The organism is Streptomyces lienomycini, from assembly GCF_027947595.1.
Classification (GTDB): Bacteria; Actinomycetota; Actinomycetes; order Streptomycetales; family Streptomycetaceae; genus Streptomyces; species Streptomyces lienomycini.
Genome location: NZ_CP116257.1, coordinates 6,981,167 through 7,000,578, shown reverse-complemented (window position 1 = coordinate 7,000,578; position 19,412 = coordinate 6,981,167). Strand labels below are relative to the sequence as shown.

The 19,412-nt window shown below is 73.4% G+C and carries 11 protein-coding genes and 1 pseudogene; 1 reads left to right on the top strand and 11 read right to left on the bottom strand.

All coding sequences use genetic code 11. The annotated features are described in order from the left end of the window. Positions 1-99: 99 nt before the first annotated feature. Positions 100-513: an organic hydroperoxide resistance protein gene (locus BJ961_RS31915; protein WP_271416238.1), complete on the top strand. Its 414-nt coding sequence runs from the start codon at positions 100-102 to the stop codon at positions 511-513. 16 nt (positions 514-529) lie between these two features. Here BJ961_RS31915 and BJ961_RS31910 read toward each other — a convergent pair whose 3' ends face one another. The 11 genes and pseudogenes from BJ961_RS31910 to BJ961_RS31860 form a co-directional block, all read right to left on the bottom strand. After that, positions 530-2,083 (bottom strand): hypothetical protein, encoded by a 1,554-nt coding sequence (locus tag BJ961_RS31910; protein ID WP_271416237.1) that lies wholly within the window; start codon positions 2,081-2,083, stop codon positions 530-532. A gap of 92 nt (positions 2,084-2,175) precedes the next feature. Continuing rightward, positions 2,176-3,471, bottom strand: a complete 1,296-nt coding sequence (locus BJ961_RS31905) for a hypothetical protein (RefSeq protein ID WP_271416236.1) — start codon at positions 3,469-3,471, stop codon at positions 2,176-2,178. Continuing rightward, positions 3,468-5,739, bottom strand: a pseudogene (locus BJ961_RS31900) (bifunctional glycosyltransferase/CDP-glycerol:glycerophosphate glycerophosphotransferase). The gene BJ961_RS31905 and the pseudogene BJ961_RS31900 overlap by 4 nt, the downstream one beginning before the upstream one ends. A gap of 7 nt (positions 5,740-5,746) precedes the next feature. Further along, the gene (locus tag BJ961_RS31895) at positions 5,747-7,954 is read right to left on the bottom strand and encodes a bifunctional glycosyltransferase/CDP-glycerol:glycerophosphate glycerophosphotransferase (protein WP_271416235.1); all 2,208 of its coding nucleotides are present in this window, start codon (positions 7,952-7,954) and stop codon (positions 5,747-5,749) included. Positions 7,955-8,122: 168 nt separating this feature from the next. Then, positions 8,123-10,477, bottom strand: coding sequence for a bifunctional glycosyltransferase/CDP-glycerol:glycerophosphate glycerophosphotransferase (locus tag BJ961_RS31890; protein WP_271416234.1), 2,355 nt, complete (start codon positions 10,475-10,477; stop codon positions 8,123-8,125). 168 nt (positions 10,478-10,645) lie between these two features. Continuing rightward, positions 10,646-11,563 (bottom strand): carbohydrate ABC transporter permease, encoded by a 918-nt coding sequence (locus BJ961_RS31885; protein WP_271416233.1) that lies wholly within the window; start codon positions 11,561-11,563, stop codon positions 10,646-10,648. Continuing rightward, complete coding sequence (locus BJ961_RS31880; RefSeq protein ID WP_271416232.1) at positions 11,560-12,951, bottom strand: carbohydrate ABC transporter permease; 1,392 nt, start codon at positions 12,949-12,951, stop codon at positions 11,560-11,562. Before BJ961_RS31880 ends, BJ961_RS31885 begins: the two co-directional genes overlap by 4 nt. Before the next feature lie 4 nt (positions 12,952-12,955). After that, positions 12,956-14,353 (bottom strand): ABC transporter substrate-binding protein, encoded by a 1,398-nt coding sequence (locus BJ961_RS31875; RefSeq protein ID WP_271416231.1) that lies wholly within the window; start codon positions 14,351-14,353, stop codon positions 12,956-12,958. A gap of 134 nt (positions 14,354-14,487) precedes the next feature. Beyond that, complete coding sequence (locus BJ961_RS31870) at positions 14,488-14,856, bottom strand: hypothetical protein (RefSeq protein WP_271416230.1); 369 nt, start codon at positions 14,854-14,856, stop codon at positions 14,488-14,490. A gap of 119 nt (positions 14,857-14,975) precedes the next feature. Further along, the gene (locus tag BJ961_RS31865) at positions 14,976-15,356 is read right to left on the bottom strand and encodes a hypothetical protein (protein ID WP_271416229.1); all 381 of its coding nucleotides are present in this window, start codon (positions 15,354-15,356) and stop codon (positions 14,976-14,978) included. 2 nt (positions 15,357-15,358) lie between these two features. Further along, positions 15,359-19,351, bottom strand: a complete 3,993-nt coding sequence (locus tag BJ961_RS31860) for a polymorphic toxin-type HINT domain-containing protein (protein ID WP_271416228.1) — start codon at positions 19,349-19,351, stop codon at positions 15,359-15,361. Positions 19,352-19,412: the final 61 nt, after the last annotated feature.

Below are 19,412 nucleotides of genomic sequence, written 5' to 3'. Positions count from 1 at the left end.
CCGTCATTTAGTTGTGCACAATCAAGTTGCGTTCAATCAAATGGCGTGCTCTACTTGCGTCTGTCAGGCACGCAGCCCCACCTGAAAGGGACGGTTCCCATGGACGCGCTCTACACCGCCGCCGCCACCGCCACCCACGGCCGCGACGGCCGCACCGTCAGCTCCGACGGCACGCTCGACCTCGCGCTCGGCATCCCCGTCGAGATGGGCGGCAACGGACAGGGCACCAACCCCGAGCAGCTGTTCGCCGCCGGATACGCCGCCTGTTTCGGCAGCGCCCTCGGCGTGGTCGGCCGCGCGGCGAAGGTCGACGTCAGCGACGCCGCGGTGACCGCCGAGGTCGGCATCGGCAAGCAGGGCGAGGGCTTCGCGCTCGCCGTCACCCTCCGGGTCGAGCTGCCCGAGGGCCTCGACGCGGAGACCGGCCGCAAGCTGGTCGAGCAGGCCCACCAGGTCTGCCCCTACTCCAACGCCACCCGCGGCAACATCCCCGTCGACCTCGTCATCGAGTAACCCGCCCGCGGGGCGCTCACCCGACCCGCGCCAGCACCTCGCCCGTCCGTTCGCTCCACGCCACGACCACCGCCTCCTCGGGCACCGGGTGCCAGCGCGTCAGCAGCAGCCACCGGACGTGGTAGCGGCGGACGACGGCGGCGCGCTCGGCGCGGGTCGAACCGGGGGCGAGGTACGCCTCGACGCCGGCCACCCGCCGCCCGCGCTCCCGCTCGTCCAGCGACGGGTCCGGCCAGGCGGGCGCCGCGAGGTTCGGCCCGTACCCGGCGATGGTGTGCCCGGCGTAGTAGCCGTCGGTGATCACGACCTCGCCGGGGCCGATGTACCGGGCGGCCCACGCGTACGACGGCCACCGCGGCGGCTGCTCGAAGCCGACCGGGTCCAGGGCGCGCGGCACCACCGCCCCCGCGTGGACCGTGAGGAACCCCAGCAGCGCACCGGCCGTCGCGGTCCAGCCCAGCGCGGCCCGCCACCGCGCCCACGGCCGGGGCGCCGCCAGCTCCACCGCCAGGGCGAACTGCAACGGCACCAGCGTCAGCCCGAGGATCCGGCCGTAGGTGTAGTGCCCGCTGAACCAGCCGTACGCCACCACCGCGCAGTCCAGCGCGAACATCAGCACCAGCGGGTCGCGCGGCGAGCGGCGCCCCCGTACCCACAGGGCGGGCAGGCCGAGCAGGGCCAGCCAGAACTCGCCGGGCAGGTCGAGGTACAGCACCCGGTGCATCGCGTCCACGCTGTCGTCGCCCGCCAGGGCGAACACGTCGAAGTACGGCCAGGCCGCCGCCGTCGCCACCGCCACGGCCCCCGTCAGCGCCCACCGCCCCGCGACCGGTCCGCGCCACCCGCGCTGCCACCCGGCCACCAGCGCCACCGCGCCGAGCACCGCCGCCATCGAGGTGATCGGGTGGACCAGGAGGACCAGGCCGTAGAGGGCGCCGAGCCCCGCGTACCCGGGAAGCCCGCGCAGCCCGCTCGGCCCCACGTACCGCACCCGGCGTTCGTCGCGCGCCCGCGCCCCGGTCAGCGCCCAGGCCCAGAAGGTCAGTCCGATCGCGAACGTCGACGGATAGCCGAGGTTGCCCGTCATCGACATCAGCCCGAGGTAGCCGCTCCACCAGGCCCGCTCGGTGCCCCACAGCAGCGTCATCGCGCCCAGCGCCAGCACCGGCGCCCACGGCCGCGGGGTCAGCGCCCGGACGAAGCGGTTCAGCCCGGTCAGCAGCACCAGCAGGTTCAGCGGCCCGGCGAGCCTGACCACCTCCCAGCCGCCCAGCCCCGTCAGCCGGGCGAACACGCCCTGGGTCAGCGCGTACGGCGAGTAGTACGCGCTGCCCTCGCCCGGCAGGTCGGCCATCGGGTGGCGGGGGTGGAGCAGGTCGTCCTTCAGGCGTTCCACGACGGCGGCGTGCTGACCGGCGTCGCAGCACAGCGGGACCGCCCAGTACGCCAGCGTCGTCACGAGGAAGAAGAGGAGACCGGCGGCCTGGTACGGGGTGGGGCGCCAGACGCGGCCCCCGCGCAGCGCCGTCGCGCCGCGCACGGGCCGCCGGACGAGGGCGTCGGCGCTCACGGAATGATCGAGGGGTGGGACATCCTGGACATTTGCGGTATGTTCCCGGCGGAGTCGGGCCCATGACCACAAGTCACCTCAACGGGTGATGCTCAGCCGGTCGCCCCGACGCGGTCCGGCCGCCCCCGTGTCGGCAGCGGCACCCGGCCGTCCCGCCGCACCGCGGGGGCGAGCAGCAGCGGCACCCCCACCACCGGCAGCAGCCACGCCAGGACGATCAGCCGGTCGCCCCAGATGTTGATGTCCGGGTGCCCGGCCTGGGTGAGGATCCCCGTGAACGCCGCCGCCACCAGGAAGCCGCCGACCGCGCCCCCGCGCCGCAGCGCACCCCACGCCCCGGCGCCCAGCGCCGCCACGAACAGCGGCTGCCACGCCTGCCGGCGCAGCCACTCCACCCAGAAGTTCCCCTGCAACTGCCAGAACTCCGCCCACGGGCGCTCCCGGTCGGGACGGGCGAAGTGGCCGGTGAGCAGGTCCTGGAGGCTGTCCGCCTCGGAGGGGTGGTGCAGCAGCCGCGCCAGCAGCACCGTGACGGCCGCGCCGGCCAGGCCCACGGCCGCGAGCGCCACCGCCCGACGGGGCCCGCGACCTTCCCGCCGCCGACGCCGCCGGTGCCGCAGCAGGGCGAGGACCGTGCCCGCCGCCGCGAGGCACAGGCCCAGGAACAGCGCCTGGGAGTGCTTGACCGTGAACAGGGCGAGCAGCGACCCGGCGACCAGGGCGAGCCCGGAGCGCGTGCGTCCCGCCCGCAGCACCAGCGCGCAGCCCCACACCGCCGCCAGGGTCAGCGCCAGCAGCAGCCCCTCGGTCATCGGGCGCATCGCGGTCGTCCCGCACGGCAGCACGTAGTACAGCGCCTGCCCGGACAGCGCGAGCGGCACCGGCACCGCCAGCGTCCGCAGGATCAGGAAGGCCAGGACGCCACCCGCGCACGCGAGGACGACACCCGCCGCCCACAGGCCCCACGTGACCCCGAAAGCCAGCACGAACGGCATCAGGAACACCGGATAGCCCGGCCGCGCCTCGAAGATCCGCATGAAGCGCTCGGACATGTACGGCACGGTGTGGCCGCCGGTCTGCCCGGCCGCCAGCCGCGGCCGGACCGCCGCCCACTCCCGCGCCCGGCACTCGGCCACCACCTCGTCGGTGGGGTCCGGGCGGTGGAAGCGGACCACGTGCACGCTCTGGTCCCGGCGGGCCCGCCCCGCCCGGCTCGCGCACACGTAGTCGATGGTGGCCGCCGCCGCCTCGCGCTTGCCCGCCCCGGTCAGACTCAGCGCGTACGACAGGTAGTTCTTGGTGTCGGGCGTGTCCCGGCCGGTGACGTTCGCGAGCTGGAGCACGGCGAACACGGCGGCCAGGACCAGCACCCAGCTGCGGGGTCTCACGTGGAGGTCAGCAGGTCGCGACCCGACGGGACGGCACGGGCCCCGGGCACGCCGGACGGCTCCGGCGCGGGCATCGGCTCGCCCAGCAGCAGCGTCCGCACCACCCGCTCGGCGGCCCGGCCGTCCTCGTACTCGCAGTACCGGGCCCGGAACGCCGCCCGCAGCCGCGCCGCCTCCTCGTCCCGCCACGCCCCGGACGCCAGCAGCCACGCCAGCTCCCGGTAGGAGCGCGAGACGTGCCCGGGCGCCTCGCGGGTGATGTCGAAGTAGGCGCCGCGGCTCGCCGCGTACGTGTCCCAGTCGTCGGCGTGGACCACGACCGGGCGGTCCAGGAGGGCGTAGTCGAACATCAGGGACGAGTAGTCGGTGATCAGCAGGTCGGAGGCGAGCATCAGCTCCTCCACGTGCGGTTCGTCCGTCGCGTCGATCACCACGCCCCGCCGGTGCAGTTCCGTGAGGCCCAGGCCGCGGGCCGGACCGGTGGCGAGGGACGGGTGCAGGCGGACCACCAGGGTGTGACCGTCGCCGAGGTCGGCCGCGAGCCGGGCCACGTCGACGCGCTCGACGAGCCCGCCCCGCCGGTGGTCGCGACGCGTCGGCGCGTACAGCACGACGGTGTGGCCGTCGGGCACGCCGAGCCGCTCGCGGACCCGGCGGCCGTCCTCGGGACCCGCGTTCACCAGGACGTCGTTGCGCGGGCTGCCGGTGCGCGCGGACGCGAAGTGGCAGGGGTACGCCCGCTCCCACATCCGCTCCGCGTACCGGCCCGCGACCAGGCTGTGGTCCCAGCGGTCGGCCCGGCGCAGCATCTGCGGCACGTCCAGGCCGTGCCGGGCGCCGGGCCGGTGCAGCAGGTCGACGCCCATGTACTTGAGCGGAGTGCCCTGGTGGGTGTGGATGTGGACACTGCCGTCCCGCTTGGCCACCGCGCCGGGCCAGTTGACGTTGTTCACCAGGAACGCCGCCCGCTCGGTCACCCGGCGGTAGGCCGCGCTGCCCAGGATCACGTGCTCGGTGCCCGGCGGCAGCAGGGCCGGGTCCGCCGCGCACTCCTCGTCGCGGACCACCCACACCCCGCGCAGATGCGGGGCGAGTTCACGGGCCGCGCGGTCGATCGCCGCCGGGTCGCCGAGCACACCCCGGTGGGAGAACGCCGAGTAGACGACGAGGTCCGGGTCCAGCGAACGGCGGGGCCGCACCGCGGTCGCGGCCCGGCGCAGGGCCCGCCGCCGCGCCGCGCACCTGCCGCGTCCGGCGCTCCAGCTCCCGCGCCGCCCGCCCCGACTGCCGCCGCAGCCGGTAGGCGCCGTACGCGTGCTCCAGGACGCGCAGTTCGGCCGGGGTCTCGGCGCCCTCGGGCCGGTACGTCCGGAACATCTCGGCGGTGCGGTGGAAGAACTCGGCCTTGTCGGACGGCGGCAGCCGGTCCGGCTTGGACAGGATGTCCAGGCAGTGCTCGCCCATCTTGGCGTGCAGGAAGGACCGCCAGCGGGACGCCAGTTCGGGGCGGGCGTCCAGGAAGGCGAAGACCCGCTCGTACTGGGCGTGGACGTCGAAGTGCTTGCGGCTGGTCGTGGACAGGATGTTGCCCTGGCGGCGCTGGCGGTAGTTCAGGCAGATCCGGTCCAGCGCGACGATCCGCTCCGCGCTGAACATGACCGGGAAGGTCCAGGGCGTGTCCTCGTAGTAGCCCGGGGGGAAGGCGAAGCCCTCCCGCTCGACGAAGTCGCGCCGGTAGACCTTGTTCCACACCACCATCAGCAGGTCGAGGATCTCCGGGTGCCCGGCCGCCGTGAACGGGCCGTCACCCGCCTCCGCGAGCACCCGGGCCAGGGCGTTGCGCCGGGTGCCGCCCCACCAGTAGGTGCGCGCGTAGTCGAACACCAACACGTCCGGGGCGGTGCGGGCGTCCGGGGCGTCGGGGGTGCCCGGGGCCTCCGTCTCCGCGAGCCGGTCTGCCATGGCACGCAGGGCGCCCGGGGTGAGGGTGTCGTCGCTGTCGAGGAAGAAGAGGTAGTCGCCGCCGGCGAGCGGCATCCCGGCGTTGCGGGCCCGGCCGAGGCCCACGTTCTCCTCCAGGTGCAGCACGCGCACCCGGTCGTCGCGGGCCGCGTACTCGTCCAGGATCGCCCCCGAACCGTCCGGGGAGCAGTCGTCGACGGCGATCACCTCGATGTCCCGGAAGGACTGGTCCAGCACCGAGTCGAGGCACTCGCGCAGGAAACCCTGCACCTTGAAGCAGGGGATGATGACGCTGAAGCGGGGCACGGCGGGGTCAGCTCCTTACGAGGGTGGCGGCGGGGGCCGGGACGCGCTTCGCGAGCGGGACCACGGGCGGCAGCGCCTCGGGCGGCTCGCCGAGCAGCACCCGGCGCACGACGCGCTCGGCGGCCCGGCCGTCGTCGAACTCGCAGAACCGCTCCCGGAACGCCGCCCGCAGCGCCGCCGCCTCGGGGCCCGCGTACGTGCCGTCGCGGAAGACGCGGGCCAGCTCCTCCGGCGTCCGCGCCACCGGCCCCGGCGGCGCCGCCATCAGGTCGAAGTAGACGCCGCGGGTCTCCCGGTAGACGTCCCAGTCGTCGGCGTACACGACGATCGGGCGGTCCAGGTTGGCGTAGTCGAACATGATGGACGAGTAGTCGGTGACCAGCACGTCCGCGGCCAGGCACACGTCCTCGGAGGAGCGGTGCGCGGTCACGTCGATGATCCGGCCGGTGCGGGCCCGCTTCCCTCCCCGGTCGTAGAAGTAGTGGGCGCGCAGCAGCACCACCACGTCCTCGCCGGCCGCCTCGCAGAACGCCTCCAGGTCCGGTCCGCCCGCGCCGGAGCCGGTCTCCCAGTCCCGGTGCGTCGGCGCGTACAGGACGGCCGTCTTCCCCTCCGGCACGCCCAGTTCACGCCGGACGCGGGCCACGTCCTCGGCGCTCGCCGTGCAGTAGACGTCGTTGCGGGGATAGCCGTACTCCAGGTGCTCGTAGGAGCCGGGGAAGGCGCGCTCCCACATCTGGGTGGAGTGCCGGTTGGCGGACAGGTTGTAGTCCCAGCGGTCCACCCGGCCAAGAAGCTTGGTGAAGCTGCCGCTGGCCGCCGCCACCACCGGGTACGTCGACTGGTCCACGCCCATCGTCTTCAGCGGCGTGCCGTGCTGCGTCTGCAGGTGCACGCTGCCGGGGCGCTTGACGACCCCCTCGGCGAAGTTGGCGTTGTTCACCAGGTACGTGGCACGGGCCAGCACCTCCCAGTAGCGCCGGCCGCCGATGACGGCGTGCTCGACACCCGCCGGGACCGTGTGCGCCTGGTCCGGCTCGACCAGGAACACCGACCGCAGGTGCGGGGCGAGTTCGCGGGCCTTGGCGTGGATCGCGGCCGGGTTGCAGGCGTAGCCGCGGCCCCAGTAGGCGCAGTACACGACGAGGTGGGGATCCAGCGGGCGGCGCAGGTGGCGGCGGTATCGCAGGCGGGTGCGCAGCCCCCGGGGCCACGGCAGGCGCCGCAGTACGCCGGTCGCGGCCCGGTTGGCGGCGCGCAGGGCGCGGAATCCGGTGTACGACCCCGACGCCAGCAGCCGGTGCTGCACGCCCAGCCGTCCGCCCGGCGGCCGGAACCCGGCGGGGCGGTGGCGCCGGTACAGGCGGCTCGCCCGGCGGTAGAAGGCACGGCGCCCCCGGCGCGTCAGGCGCCGGGGATGGGTGGCCGTCTTCAGGACCGCGGCGAACAGCTGCTCGAACAGCGGGCCGCGCCGCTCGGCCGGCAGCCCGTGCTCGGCGGCGTGGGTCAGCGCCAGCTCCGCCTGGTCGAGCAGTTCCGCGTGGTGCTCGCCCGGCAGGTTCAGCCGGCTGCCCTGGCGCCGCACCAGATGCCGGACGACCACGGACCGCAGCACCGCCACCCGCTCGGCGCGCGCCGCCACCAGTGCGCCGAAGCCGACGTCCGTGAAGTGCCCGCCGGGGAACTCCAGCCGGCGCTCGGTGAGGAAGGTACGGCGGTGGACCGCGCTCCACGCGGGCAGGTGCACGCCGGTGAGGTGCGGGGCGCGGCCGGGGGAGAAGGCGCCGTCCGGTGCCTTCGCCAGCAGCGGGGCGGCCGGATTGGTGGCCTCGCCCTCCCACCAGGGCACCCGCTCGTGCTCGAAGTACAGCACGTCCACGCCGCCGGTGTCCGCCAGCCGCGCGTCCAGGGCCGTCAGCGCGCCCGGCACGAGCACGTCGTCGCCGTCGAGGAACAGCAGGTAGGCGCCGGTCGCCGCCCGCATCCCGGTGTTGCGCGCCCCGGCGAGACCGGCCGACGGCGGTGAGTGCACGGGCGTCACCCGCGAGTCCCGCTCGGCGTGCTCCGCGGCGACGCCCGCCGCGGTGGAGTCCGGGCCGTCGCAGACCGGGATCAGCTCGAAGTCGCCGAAGGACTGGGCGAGGACCGAGTCCAGTGCCGGGGAGAGCCGCCCCGCGACCCCATGGGACGGGACGATGATGCTGAAGCGGGGCATACTGCTCTTTCTCTCGAAGTCCTGGTCAGACCTGTCCCGGTCCGACGGGAGTCCCCCGCAGGCCGGGCCGGCGGCCCGGCCGCCCCGTCGGCCGCCGCGTGGACGGCCGGGTCGGGGTGGGCCGCGACGAACTGCGGGGCATGCGGACTCCCAGTGGGCAAACGGCGGTCAGAGGCTGTCGGTGACGGTGCGGGGGCCCGCGGGTTGCGGCACCGTGGTCAGCGGGGCACGCGCCGGGTCTCCTGTCGCCGCGTTCGCGTCGTCCGCCCGGAGGGCGGGCACGGCGGACGGAAGCGGGGCGACGGGGCCCAGGGAGGCGGCCGAGGGCGCGGGGCGGCGCGCGGCGAGCGGTACGACGGGCGGGAGGTCCGTCTCGCCCAGGACGACCCGGCGCACGACGCGGTCGGCGGCGCGGCCGTCGTCGTACGGGCAGAACCGCTCGCGGAAGGCGGCCCTGAGCCGGGCGGCCCGGGCGCCGTGCCAGTCGCCGCCCGCGAACACCGCGATCAGTTCGTCCTCGTCCCGCGCGATCGCGCCCGGCGGGAAGGAGCGCAGGTCGAAGTAGGTGCCGCGGGCCGCCTCGTACGCCTCGGGCTCGGCCGCGTGGATCACGACCGGGCGGTCCAGGCCCGCGTAGTCGAACATCAGGGACGAGTAGTCGGTGACCAGGGCGTCCGAGGCCAGGCACAGCGACTCCACGTGCGGATGGTCGCCGACGTCGAGGACCCGGCCGCCGGACGCCGCGAGGGGGCCGCCGTGGCGGGGGTGGGCGCGGGCCAGCACCATGAAGCGCGGGCCGAGGCGGCGCACGACACGCTCCAGGTCCAGGGCGGCGCGCTGGGTGCGCCGGTAGTCGCGGTGGGTGGGCGCGTACAGGATCGCGACCGTGCCCTCGGGGATGCCGAGGGTCTCGCGCAGCCGGGCCACGTCGGCGGCCGTCGCCCGCTGGAGGACGTCGGTGCGCGGCTGGCCGTACTCCAGGGTGGTCCAGTCGCCGGGGTGGACGCGTTCCCAGGTCAGGGTGGAGTGGCGGTTGGCGGAGACCACGTGGTCCCAGGAGTCGACGTCGCGCAGCAGCCGGGCGAAGTCGGTGCCGTGGGCGGCCGCCGGGCGCTCCTGGAGGTCCAGGCCCATGTGCTTCAGGGGCGTCCCGGCCTGCGTCTGCACCAGGACCTGGCCACGGCGCCTGAGCAGCCCCGGGTCGAAGGCCGAGTCGCGCACCAGGTAGCGGGAGCGGGCCAGGGCCGTCCAGTGGGCGGCCGTGCCGGGGGTCAGGCGCCGGGTGCCGGGCGGGACGGTGTGGTGGTGCGCGGGGTCGGCGGCCCACGCCGTGCGCACGTGCGGCGCGAGGCGGCGGAACGCCTCCTCCAGCGCGCCCGGATCGCGGCCGTACCCCCGGTTCCCCTCGACGGCGAAGACGGCACGGTCGGCGCGCAGCGGGAGGCAGCGCTGGACCCGGTAGTGCAGGCGGAGGGCGCCGGCCCGGACGGCGTTCAGCAGCGCCGTGGTGCCGTTCGCCGTACGGCGGCGCAGGGCCGACGCGAGGCGCAGCGCCGCGTAGGTGCGGCGCAGGCCGAGGCGGAGCAGGGCGTGGCGCAGCCGGACGGGCAGCGGGGCGGGGGCGCCGGGGACCCGGTAGCGGCGGCAGTGGACGCGGGCCCGGCGCAGGAACTCGGCGCGCAGGGAACGCGGGAGGCGGTCGGGGCGGGTGTACACCGTCGTCAGGTGGTCGGCCATCCGGCGGTACAGCAGGGGCCGCCAGCGGGCCGGGTCGGGGTGCGTCCCGGGGCGGGACTCGCGGGACTCCAGGAACGCGAAGACGCGGTCGTACTGGTCGAAGACGTCCAGGTGGCGCTCGCTCGGCGTGCCCAGGATGCTGCCGCGCCGGCGCTGCCGGTAGTGCACGCAGACCCGGTCGAGGGTGGCGACGGACCCCGCCGTCATCAGGACCGGGTACGTCCACGGGGTGTCCTCGTAGTAGCCCGGCGGGAAGGTGAGGCCCTCGCGCTCGGCGAACTCCCGGCGCACCGCCTTGTTCCAGGCCACCATCAGCAGCTTCAGCAGCCCCGGCCGGTCCGTGAGCCGGAACGGCGCCGGGCCCTGCTCGGTGAGGTGCGCGGCGGCCTGGTTGCGGACGGTCTCGCCGGTCCAGTACGTGCGCGCGTAGTCGTAGACCAGGACGTCCGGGCCGCCGGTCTCCTTGATCCGGTCGGCCACGGCCCGCAGCGCGCCCGGGGTGAGGGTGTCGTCGCCGTCGAGGAAGACCAGGTAGTCGCCGCCCGCGCGTGCCATTCCCGCGTTGCGGGCGGGGCCCAGGCCCTCGTTGCGCGGCAGGCGGACGACACGGACGCGCGGGTCGAGGGCCGCGAACTCGTCGGCGATCGCGCCGCAGGCGTCCGGCGAGCCGTCGTCGACCACGATCAGTTCGAAGTCCGGGTACGACTGGGCCAGCACCGACTCCAGGCACGCGTGCAGATACGCCTGAACCCGGTACGCGGGAACGATGACACTGAACCTGGGCACGGGGGACATCCATGGGTCGGCGGGGTCGGTGCGGGCGCTCGGCCCGGCAACGGCCGGGGGAGCGACTTGGTTACGGCCCCCGCGGCATTCGGGGGACGCCGTACCCGTACGGATGAGAGGGACGGCCCGGTGTCCGGACCGCCCCTCTCAAGGGTGTTGCCGCATCGGCTACTTGACAGCGCCCGCCATCACGCCGGAGACGAACTGGCGCTGGAACGCGAAGAACACGGCCAGCGGGATCACCATGGAGATGAACGCTCCCGGCGCCAGTACGTCGATGTTGTTGCCGAACTGCCGTACCTGGGTCTGCAGGGCGACCGTGATCGGCTGGCTCCCGGAGTCCGAGAAGATCAGCGCGACCAGCATGTCGTTCCACACCCACAGGAACTGGAAGATGCCGAGGCTCGCGATCGCGGGACCGCCGAGCGGCATCACCACCCGGGCGAACAGCCGCAGTTCACCCGCTCCGTCCAGGCGGGCGGCCTCCAGCAGCTCCCGCGGGATCTCCGCGAAGAAGTTCCGCAGCAGGAACACCGCGAAGGGCAGACCGAAGCCGGTGTGGAAGAGGACCACGCCGACGACCGAGCCGAACAGGCCGATCTTGCCGAAGAGTTCGGCGATCGGGATCAGCGCGACCTGCACCGGCACGACGAGCAGGCCGACCACCGCCAGGAACCACCAGTCGCGGCCGGGGAAGTCCATCCACGCGAAGGCGTATCCGGCCAGCGACCCGATGACCACGACCAGGACCGTCGCCGGGACCGTGATCATCACGGTGTTGAGGAGGGACGAGGTGATGTCGCCGTTCCTGAGCAGTTCCTCGTAGCTCTGGAAGGTCAGCTGGGACGGCTTGGTGAAGACCTCCCACCAGCCGCTCGCCGCCATGTCCCGGGGTGTGCGCAGCGAGGACAGCAGCAGACCGATCGTCGGGACCAGCCAGAACAGGCCCACCACGATCAGGAACACCCGGACGAGCCCGCCGCTGACCGCCTCGGCGAGCCGGGACCCGAGGGACCGCCTGGCCTTGACGACGGTCTCGGGCGGCTGGGTGGCCGCCGGGGTGAGGGCACCCGTGTCCGCGGTCATCGCCGCACCTCCCGCCGGAGTCGCCGTACGTTGAACCACATCACCGGGATGACCAGGAGCAGCAGGAACACCGCGATGGCGCTGGCGACGCCGGGCTGGTCGGAGGCGAAGCCCTTGCGGTACAGCTCCAGGGCCAGCACGTTCGCGTCGTCCTGGGAGGAGCCCGGGGCGATGATGAAGACCAGGTCGAAGACCTTCAGCACGTTGATCATCAGGGTGACGACGACGACCGCGAGGACCGGTGCCAGCAGGGGCACCGTGACCCGTCTGAAGACCTGCCACTCGTTGGCGCCGTCCACCCGGGCGGCCTCCAGGAGCTCCCGGGGCATCCCGGCCAGGCCCGCCGCGATCAGCACCATCGCGAAGCCCGCCCACATCCACACGTACGATCCGATGATCGCCGGGGTGACGAGGGAGGGGCCGAGCCAGTTCAGGCCGTTGTAGGGCTCCTTGAAGTTGTCGGCGGGCAGTCTGAGCAGTGCCCCGTCGGCCGCGGCGGGCAGCGTGAAGGTGCCGTCCCCGGCCGCCGTGGCCGTCGCGACGACCTCGCCGTCCTTGACCGCCTCGATCTTCATCCCGGCGTAGCCCAGTTCGGCCGCGTCGACGCCGCCCAGCTTCCCCACGCCCTTGCCGCGGGTGAAGTCCTGCCAGGTGGTGCCGGTGACCCGGCCGTCCTCGGGCTCGGCGGCCACCGCCTTCCTCGCGCCGTCCGGCATCGTGTCGGGGGCGACGCCCACGAGGGGCAGGACGACCGGGGTGCCGAGGCCGACCGGCTGTTTCGTGATGAACGCGCCGCCGCCGGCGGGCTCCAGCGGCGAGTCACGGCCCGGGTGCGCCTTGGGGAACGCCGACGACTCCGCGAACGTGTCGTGCACCCCGACCCACACCGCGTTGGCGACGCCCTTGTCCGGGTTCTGGTCGTACACCAGACGGAAGATGATGCCCGCCGCGAGCATGGAGATCGCCATCGGCATGAAGACGACCAGCTTGAACGCCGTGCCCCAGCGGATGCGTTCGGTCAGCACCGCGAAGATCAGACCGAGGGCGGTGGCGACCGTCGGCGCGAACACCACCCAGATGATGTTGTTCTTCAGGGCGGTGCGGATGCCGTCGTTGGTGAACAGCGCCTCGTAGTTGTCGAAACCGGCGAAGGAGTCGCCGGACTGGTCGTAGAAGCTGCGGATCAGCGAGTAGCCGATCGGGTAGACCACGAGCGCGCCGAGCAGCACCAGGGCGGGCAGCAGGAACAGCGCGGCCACGGACCCGCGGGTGCCGGTCACGCTCCCGCGCGACGTGGGTGACTTGGGCGTCCTGGGTGTCCTGGGTGTCTTGGGTGTCTTGGGGGCGGCGGGGTCCGGTGGGGTCCCCGCCGCCGTGGCCGACGTCATCGCGTCAGCCTCCGTAGGCGGCGGCCGCGTCCGCCTCCAGCTTCGCCTGGGCGCCCGCGACGTCCTTCGGGTTCTTCAGGAAGTCCTGCAGCGTCTTCCACTCGCCCTTGCCCGGGGTGCCGCCGAAGGCCTGCGGGGCCTGGTCCGACATGTCGAAGCGGAAGTCGTCCCCGGCCGCGACCAGCGCCTCGGCGATCTTCTTCTGCACCTCGTTCGGGTACACCGAGGAGTCGATGCTCTTGTTGGGCGAGAGGAACCCGCCGAGCTTCGCCTGGATCGCCGCCGCGTCCGGCGAGGCCAGCCAGGTGGCCAGCGCCTGCGCCGCCTCGGAGTCCTCCAGGATCACGGCCGCGTCGCCGCCGGACACCACCGGCGCGGTGCCGCCGACGGCCGGGAACGGGAACACCTTCGCGTCCGTGCCGACCTTCGCGTCGGTCTCACCGATGTTGACCTGGGCGAAGTCGCCCTCGAAGACCATGCCCGCCTTCGGCTGGTCGCCGCCGGTGAACGTCTGCGTCACCGACGCCGGGAACTCCGTCTGGAGCGCGCCGGACGCGCCGCCGGCGACGAAGTCCTTCTTGCCCCAGATCTGGGCGAGCGTGGTCAGGGCCTCCTTCACGGAGGGGTCCGTCCACTTGATCTCGTGCTGGGCGAGTTGGTCGTACTTCTCCGGGCCCGCCTGCGAGAGGTAGACGTTCTCGAACCAGTCGGTGAGGGTCCAGCCGTCCGCGCCGCCGACCGAGAACGGTGTGACACCGGAGTCGTAGATCGTCTGGGCGGTGGTGAGCAACTCGTCCCAGGTCCCCGGTTCGGCGGCGCCCGCGTTCTCGAAGACCTGCGCGTTGTACCAGATCAGGGACTTGTTGGCGGCCTTGTAGTACACGCCGTACTGCTTGCCGTCGACCTTGCCGATGTCCTGCCAGCCCTGCGAGTAGTTCTCACCGAGTTCCTTGGCGGCCTCGGCGCCCAGCGGCTTGGCCCAGCCCTTCTCGACGGCCTGCTTGATGGCGCCGGGCTGCGGCAGCATCGCCACGTCCGGCGGGGCGCCGCCCGCGATCTTCGAGCCGAGGAAGTTGATGATCGGGTCCTGGGCGGGCACGAAGGTCACCTTGGCGCCGGTGCGCTTCTCGAACTCGGCGAGGACCTTCTTGAAGTTCTCCTGCTCGGTCCCGGTCCAGACGGCGGCGACCTCCAGGCTCTCGCCGTCGAGCTTCGGGAGGGTGACGGAGGAGGCCGGCTGCTTGTCGCCGCCGGCCTCGCCGCCCTTGTCCCCGCCCCCGTCGTCGTCCCCGCCGCCGCACGCCGTGAGCGAGAGCGCGAGGGCTCCCGCGGCCAGCGTGGCGGAGATCCTGGTGGCCCTCTTGACGGTTCCGCGTGTCCGGATGGTGCTGCTCGTGCGCATCACTGCCCCGTTCTTCGTTCCTCGTCGAACGCTCGGCGCTGTCCCGTGCGCTCTGGTGTACGCCAGGCGGGTGAGGGCGGCAAGAGCGCGTCAGCCGTCAACAGGGGGATCGTGACCGCGTCGTGATCGTCCGGTCAGGGGGTGCCGGGAATCGGGCCGAAGGGGGAAGGGTCGCGGGAGCCGCCCCCGTCCTCCTGCCACCGCAGGGGACCGCCCACGACGAACCCCCGCATCCCGTCCGCGCCGATCACGTGCAGACGGACGTTCGCGTCGACCGGGACACCGAACTCGGTCCTCACCCGCTCGGCCTCCGCCGGTGTGCCGGTGCGGATCACCAGGCCGCGGTAGACCGGTTCGAGCAGCAGTCCGACGACGCCGTCGACGTGCAGGTCGATACGGGGTGCGTCCGCTTCCGCCTTGGCACGCAGCAGGAGGCGGTTGCCGTGTGCCGCGGTGTAGTGCCAGAGCGTGAAGATCCGGTCGGAGCGGAAAATCTCAGCCATGTCTTCCGTTGCTTCTTCGTGAGGACGCGCAGGGGCGCGTGAGGACGGGGGGACAGGTGGGGACATGAGCCGCGGCCCGGACCGCTGGTGTGCCGGTCCGGGCCGCGGAGCCTCCACCGCTATGCGGTCGGGGGCATGGGAGGGAATCCGGAGGGTTCGTCGTCCGACGCGTGGCTCTCGTGGTACTGGAGAGGGCCTCCGAGGACGAAGCCGGCCGTGTGACCGCCTTCGATCATGTGGAGGATCTGTCCGCGCTCGAACGGGTCGGGGCCGACAAGCGAGATCACGCGGCGCCGCTCGTCCTCCGTGCCCTCACGGATCGTGATCCGTTCGTAGGAGGGGCGCAGGAACATGGCCGACACTCCTCCCACGTGCAGGTCGATCCGGCTGTCACGGTCCGTGCGCCGCGGGCTGCGCAGCAGGACCCGGGAGTGGTGGGCGATCGTGTACTGCCACACCGTGAAGGTCCGGTCGGAGGAGAAGGAATCGGTTGTGATCATCGTCAGCCCGCCTTCGGTGCGTCGATGGTGATTTTCTCCCCCTTGTCCCCCCACCAGGTGATGTTGTCCCAGTCGAGATTCCCCACCCGGTTGTGGAAGACGAGGCGGCTCATCTCCCACTCCGTGGACCGCCACTTTCCTTCCTCGACCTGCTTCAGGGCGAGGTCGAACTTCTCCTGATAGGAACCGCCGGGAGGGTCGAACCCCTTCAAGGAAACGGAGATCTTGCCATTTTGCCGCATCACGTTCTCGACTTCCGCCATCCACGCGGTATATGGAGTGCCATCGGGTAGCGTGCCGACCACTTCCTCCAGCTTCGGATCCATGAAGTTGTAGCCGTTGAGTCGGGTGGTCTCACTCTCGACGTGCTCTTTGACTCCCAGCACCAGTACCTTGCACTCCGAGTTGTGCACCAGGAGCGGGGTGCCGCCTGCCAGCACGTAGAAGGAGTGCAGACCTTCGACGGTGAGACTGTAGGTGCTGGTCCGCCGGTCGAGGGAGCGGGTGGCGACGACGGTCGCCCCGGTGCCGCCGTCGGTGCGCAGGGTGTCGCCGGGCCGCAGGGCTCCGGCCGGTGCCCAGGACCGGAAGCTCGGGCTCCAGAACGGGTGGTCCTCGGTGGCCGTGACCGTCCCGAGGTCCCCGGTGGGGCCTCGAATGGTGATCGCGGAGAGGTGCTTGTCGCCCTTCTCCGTGACGATCCGCTGGGCGACCCGGCGTGCGCCGGTCTCGCCGGTGACGGGATCCGTGGCCCGGACCCGGTCCCCCACGTGGACCTTCTCGATGGGGGTGCTGCTTCCGTCCGCGAGCAGGACCCGGGTGCCGGGCAGGAAGCACTGCGTGCAGCCGCGCATCAGGTCGCGCAAGGCTCTCGTCGCCACGCCCAGCGCCCGGAACTTCGCCGAGATGAGCACGTCCTGGTGCAGCTGCACACAGGAGTTGAAATCGCCCTTCCGTACGCAGTTCTCCAGCTCACTGAGCCCGAGGACGGCCTTCTCGAACTCCCAGAGCCTCTTGCCGGCCGCTTCCGCTTCCGGTCCGATCGCCGCGAGCGAACAGATCACCTCGTTGTGCTGGCAGTAGCGCGCCGGATGGTCCCGCGCCTCGCAGCCGAGCAGCCCGCAGCGGTACAACTCCGCGGGTGTCGTGCCCCGCGCCTCCGCGGCCTCCTTCTCGGCCACGGCCTCACGACGTCTCTGCTCCGCCTCCTCGCGGTACTTGGTGATCGTCGCGGTCAGGGCCCCCAGGGCCGCCGCCTTCGCCTCCGTGGCGCTCTTGCCAGCCCGTTCCGCGGAGACCCGGGCCTGCTGGGCCGACGCCCAGGCCGAGCCGGCCGAGTTCTGGGCCAGATTGGCGGACAGCGTGGCATCGGCGGCCGAGACCGCGGCCTGGTGTGCCGACTTGTCGGCCCGTTGTGCCGCGGCGCGTGCCGTTCTGGCCGACTCCGCCGCCTGCCGTGCGGACGCCTCCGCGTCCCGTGCGTGCTGGTCGGCCTCCGTGGCGTAGGACGCGGCGAGGTCTGCCGAGTCCTTGGCCTTGTCCGCCCACTTCTGCGCGTCCTCGGCGGCGTTGCGGGCCTTGGCGGCGGTGGCGTTCGCGGTCGCCGCGTCCTTCTGCGCCTGCGCGCCCGCCATCGCCGCCTCGGCGACGAGTTGCTGCACCTGCTGATCGTGCGTGAGAGCCAGCAGGTCCTTGCGCTGGGCGGTGTACTGGGTGGACTCGATGAACCGGTGAAGCAGGTAGGCCGGGCCGTCCAGAGCGATGCGTGCGGCGGCCTTCACCTCCGGGGTACCGGTGTCGATCAGCTGGGCGGCCGTCACCCGGTCGTCCTGCTCCTGCGCTTCGGCGAGGGTGCTGGTGAGGAAGGTCCGGTAGGCCGCGGTCGTCCCCGTGCCCAGTGCCTGCCGTGCGCGCTCGCCGACGACGGGTCCGCCGGCGTCCGCCGCCTGGGCCACCGCGACGCGGAACGCCTCGGTGCCCGCCGTGTACTGCCCCTCGTGAAGGAAGGCGCTCACCGCGGCGGCGTCGCCGTCCAAGGCGGCCTCGGCGGCGTCCCGCACCTCCTTGACGGCACTCTCCTCCGCCAGCCGTTCGACCTCGGTGCGGTCGTCCTGTGCCTGGGCGTCGGCGCGGCCGCTGCCCACGTACTCCACCACGCCCGCGGCGTCCGCTCCCAACGCCGTCTGCGCGGCGGCCCGGAGCCACGGTCCGCCATGCCTCAGATCGAGCAGGGCGACCTGCCGCCCCAGTCCGGCGACTTCGTCGTCGGAGGCGCCTTCCTGGGCCTGACGGGTGAGTTCCGTGGCCTTGTCGCGAGCCTCCTCGACCGCGGCCGCCTGCTCCGCGCGCTGCTTCCCGGCGGCCTCCTCCTCCGCCTTCAGGTCGCGTGCCTTGGCGATACCGGCGTTGGTACGGGTGAGAAGCTCCTCGGCCTCGATCTTGCGGGCCAGGGTGTACACCGTCTTCGCCTTCGCGGCGGCCCCGGAAGCGGCGTCCGCGGCCTCCGCCGCCGCTTCGGCGTGTGCGGTGGACCGCTCCGCCGCCTCGGCGGCCTCACCGGCGTGCTCGGCGGCGTCCTCGGCCGCGTCCGCCGCCTTGCGCGCGTGACTTGCCGCGGACCGGGCGGAGTCGCGTGCCTCGGTGGCCGCCGTGGCCGCCTGGCCGGCCAACGACTCGGCGGCACCGGCGGCACGATTGGCCTCCGCGGCCTGACGGTGAGCCGACGCCGCTGCGGCCCGGGCCTGCTGTGCCGCGGTGCTGCTCTGACCCGCGTACTGCCCCGCCACGACCGCGGCGTCGGCCGCCGCGGCGGCGTTCGCGCCGGCGCCCGCAGCCGAAGACGCCGCCTGTACCGCGGCGCCGGCGGCCTTGACCGCCTGATCCGCCGCGTCAGCGGCCTTGGTCGCTCCCTCGGCCGCCGCACGGGCCTTGACGGCGGCGTTTCGTGCCGCGTCCGCCTTCGAGGCGTCGGTCGCCGCCGCGGCGGCTGCGCCACGCGCGTTGGACGCGGCGTTGGAGGCGCCGACCGCCGCGGCTGCGGCCTGCGCGGCGGCCTGCGCGGCCACGCGCGCGGACCGGCTCGCGGAGTTGGCCGCCGAGATGGCCCGTTGTGCCGCCACGGCAGCCGAAGAGGCGGCCTTCGCTGCCCGGCCGGCCGCGCGTGCGGCATCCGCCGAGTCCTGCTTGGTGGCCGCGGCCTCCTTCGCCGCCTGCTGCGCGGCCTCCTTGGCCAGCTCGGCCGCCTCGACCGCTTCGGCGGAGGCGTCCTCGGCGGCCTTGGTCTCCTTGGCCGCCAGCTTGCCCGCCCGTTCGGCCTGATCGGCCAGGTCCGCGACGGTGGCGTGCTCCTGGTCGCGGCTGCGGGCGATGAACTGCCCCACGTCGAGGAACTCACGGATGTCGTCGGCGGTGCCCGTTAGGGCGAGGCGGCCCGCGGCCCGTACCTGGGCTCCTCCCGCGGCGATGAGCTGGGTGACCAGAACCCGGTCGTCCTGTTGCTGTGCCTCGGTCAGCCCCGAGTCCAGGAACGCCTGCACGTCCTCGGTCGTACCCCCGAGCGCCGCTCGGCCGCGCGCCTGCACCTCGGGACCACCGGCGTCGACGGCGCGGGCCACGCGCACGCGCTGGTCCTGCTCGAACGGTTCCAGCCAACCGCCCTCGACCAGTTGGGCCACGTCCCTCTGGGAGCCGGCCAGTGCCCGTCGCACAGCGGCCAGGGTGTTCTCCCCGCCCAGGTCGGTGAGTTGCGCGGCCTCGACCCGCAGATCCTGCGTATGGAACTCCTCGTACGTGGCGAGGAAGGCGGCGATGTCGTCACCGCCGCCGAGGAGAGCGGCTTCCGCTGCCGCCCTGACCCCGTCGCCACCTGTGGCCCACAGGTCCACCACCTTTTGGCGCGCGGTCCGGTGGATCGGCTCCACGGGCCCTTCGGCGGCCCCGTCGGCGGCGGCGGTCGGTACCGCGAGCAGGCCGAGCAACACCACAGAGGCCGTCACCAGCGAGATGCGTCGAGCGCGTCTGTGTCTTCTGAGAGACCAGCGCCGTTTCCGGATCATC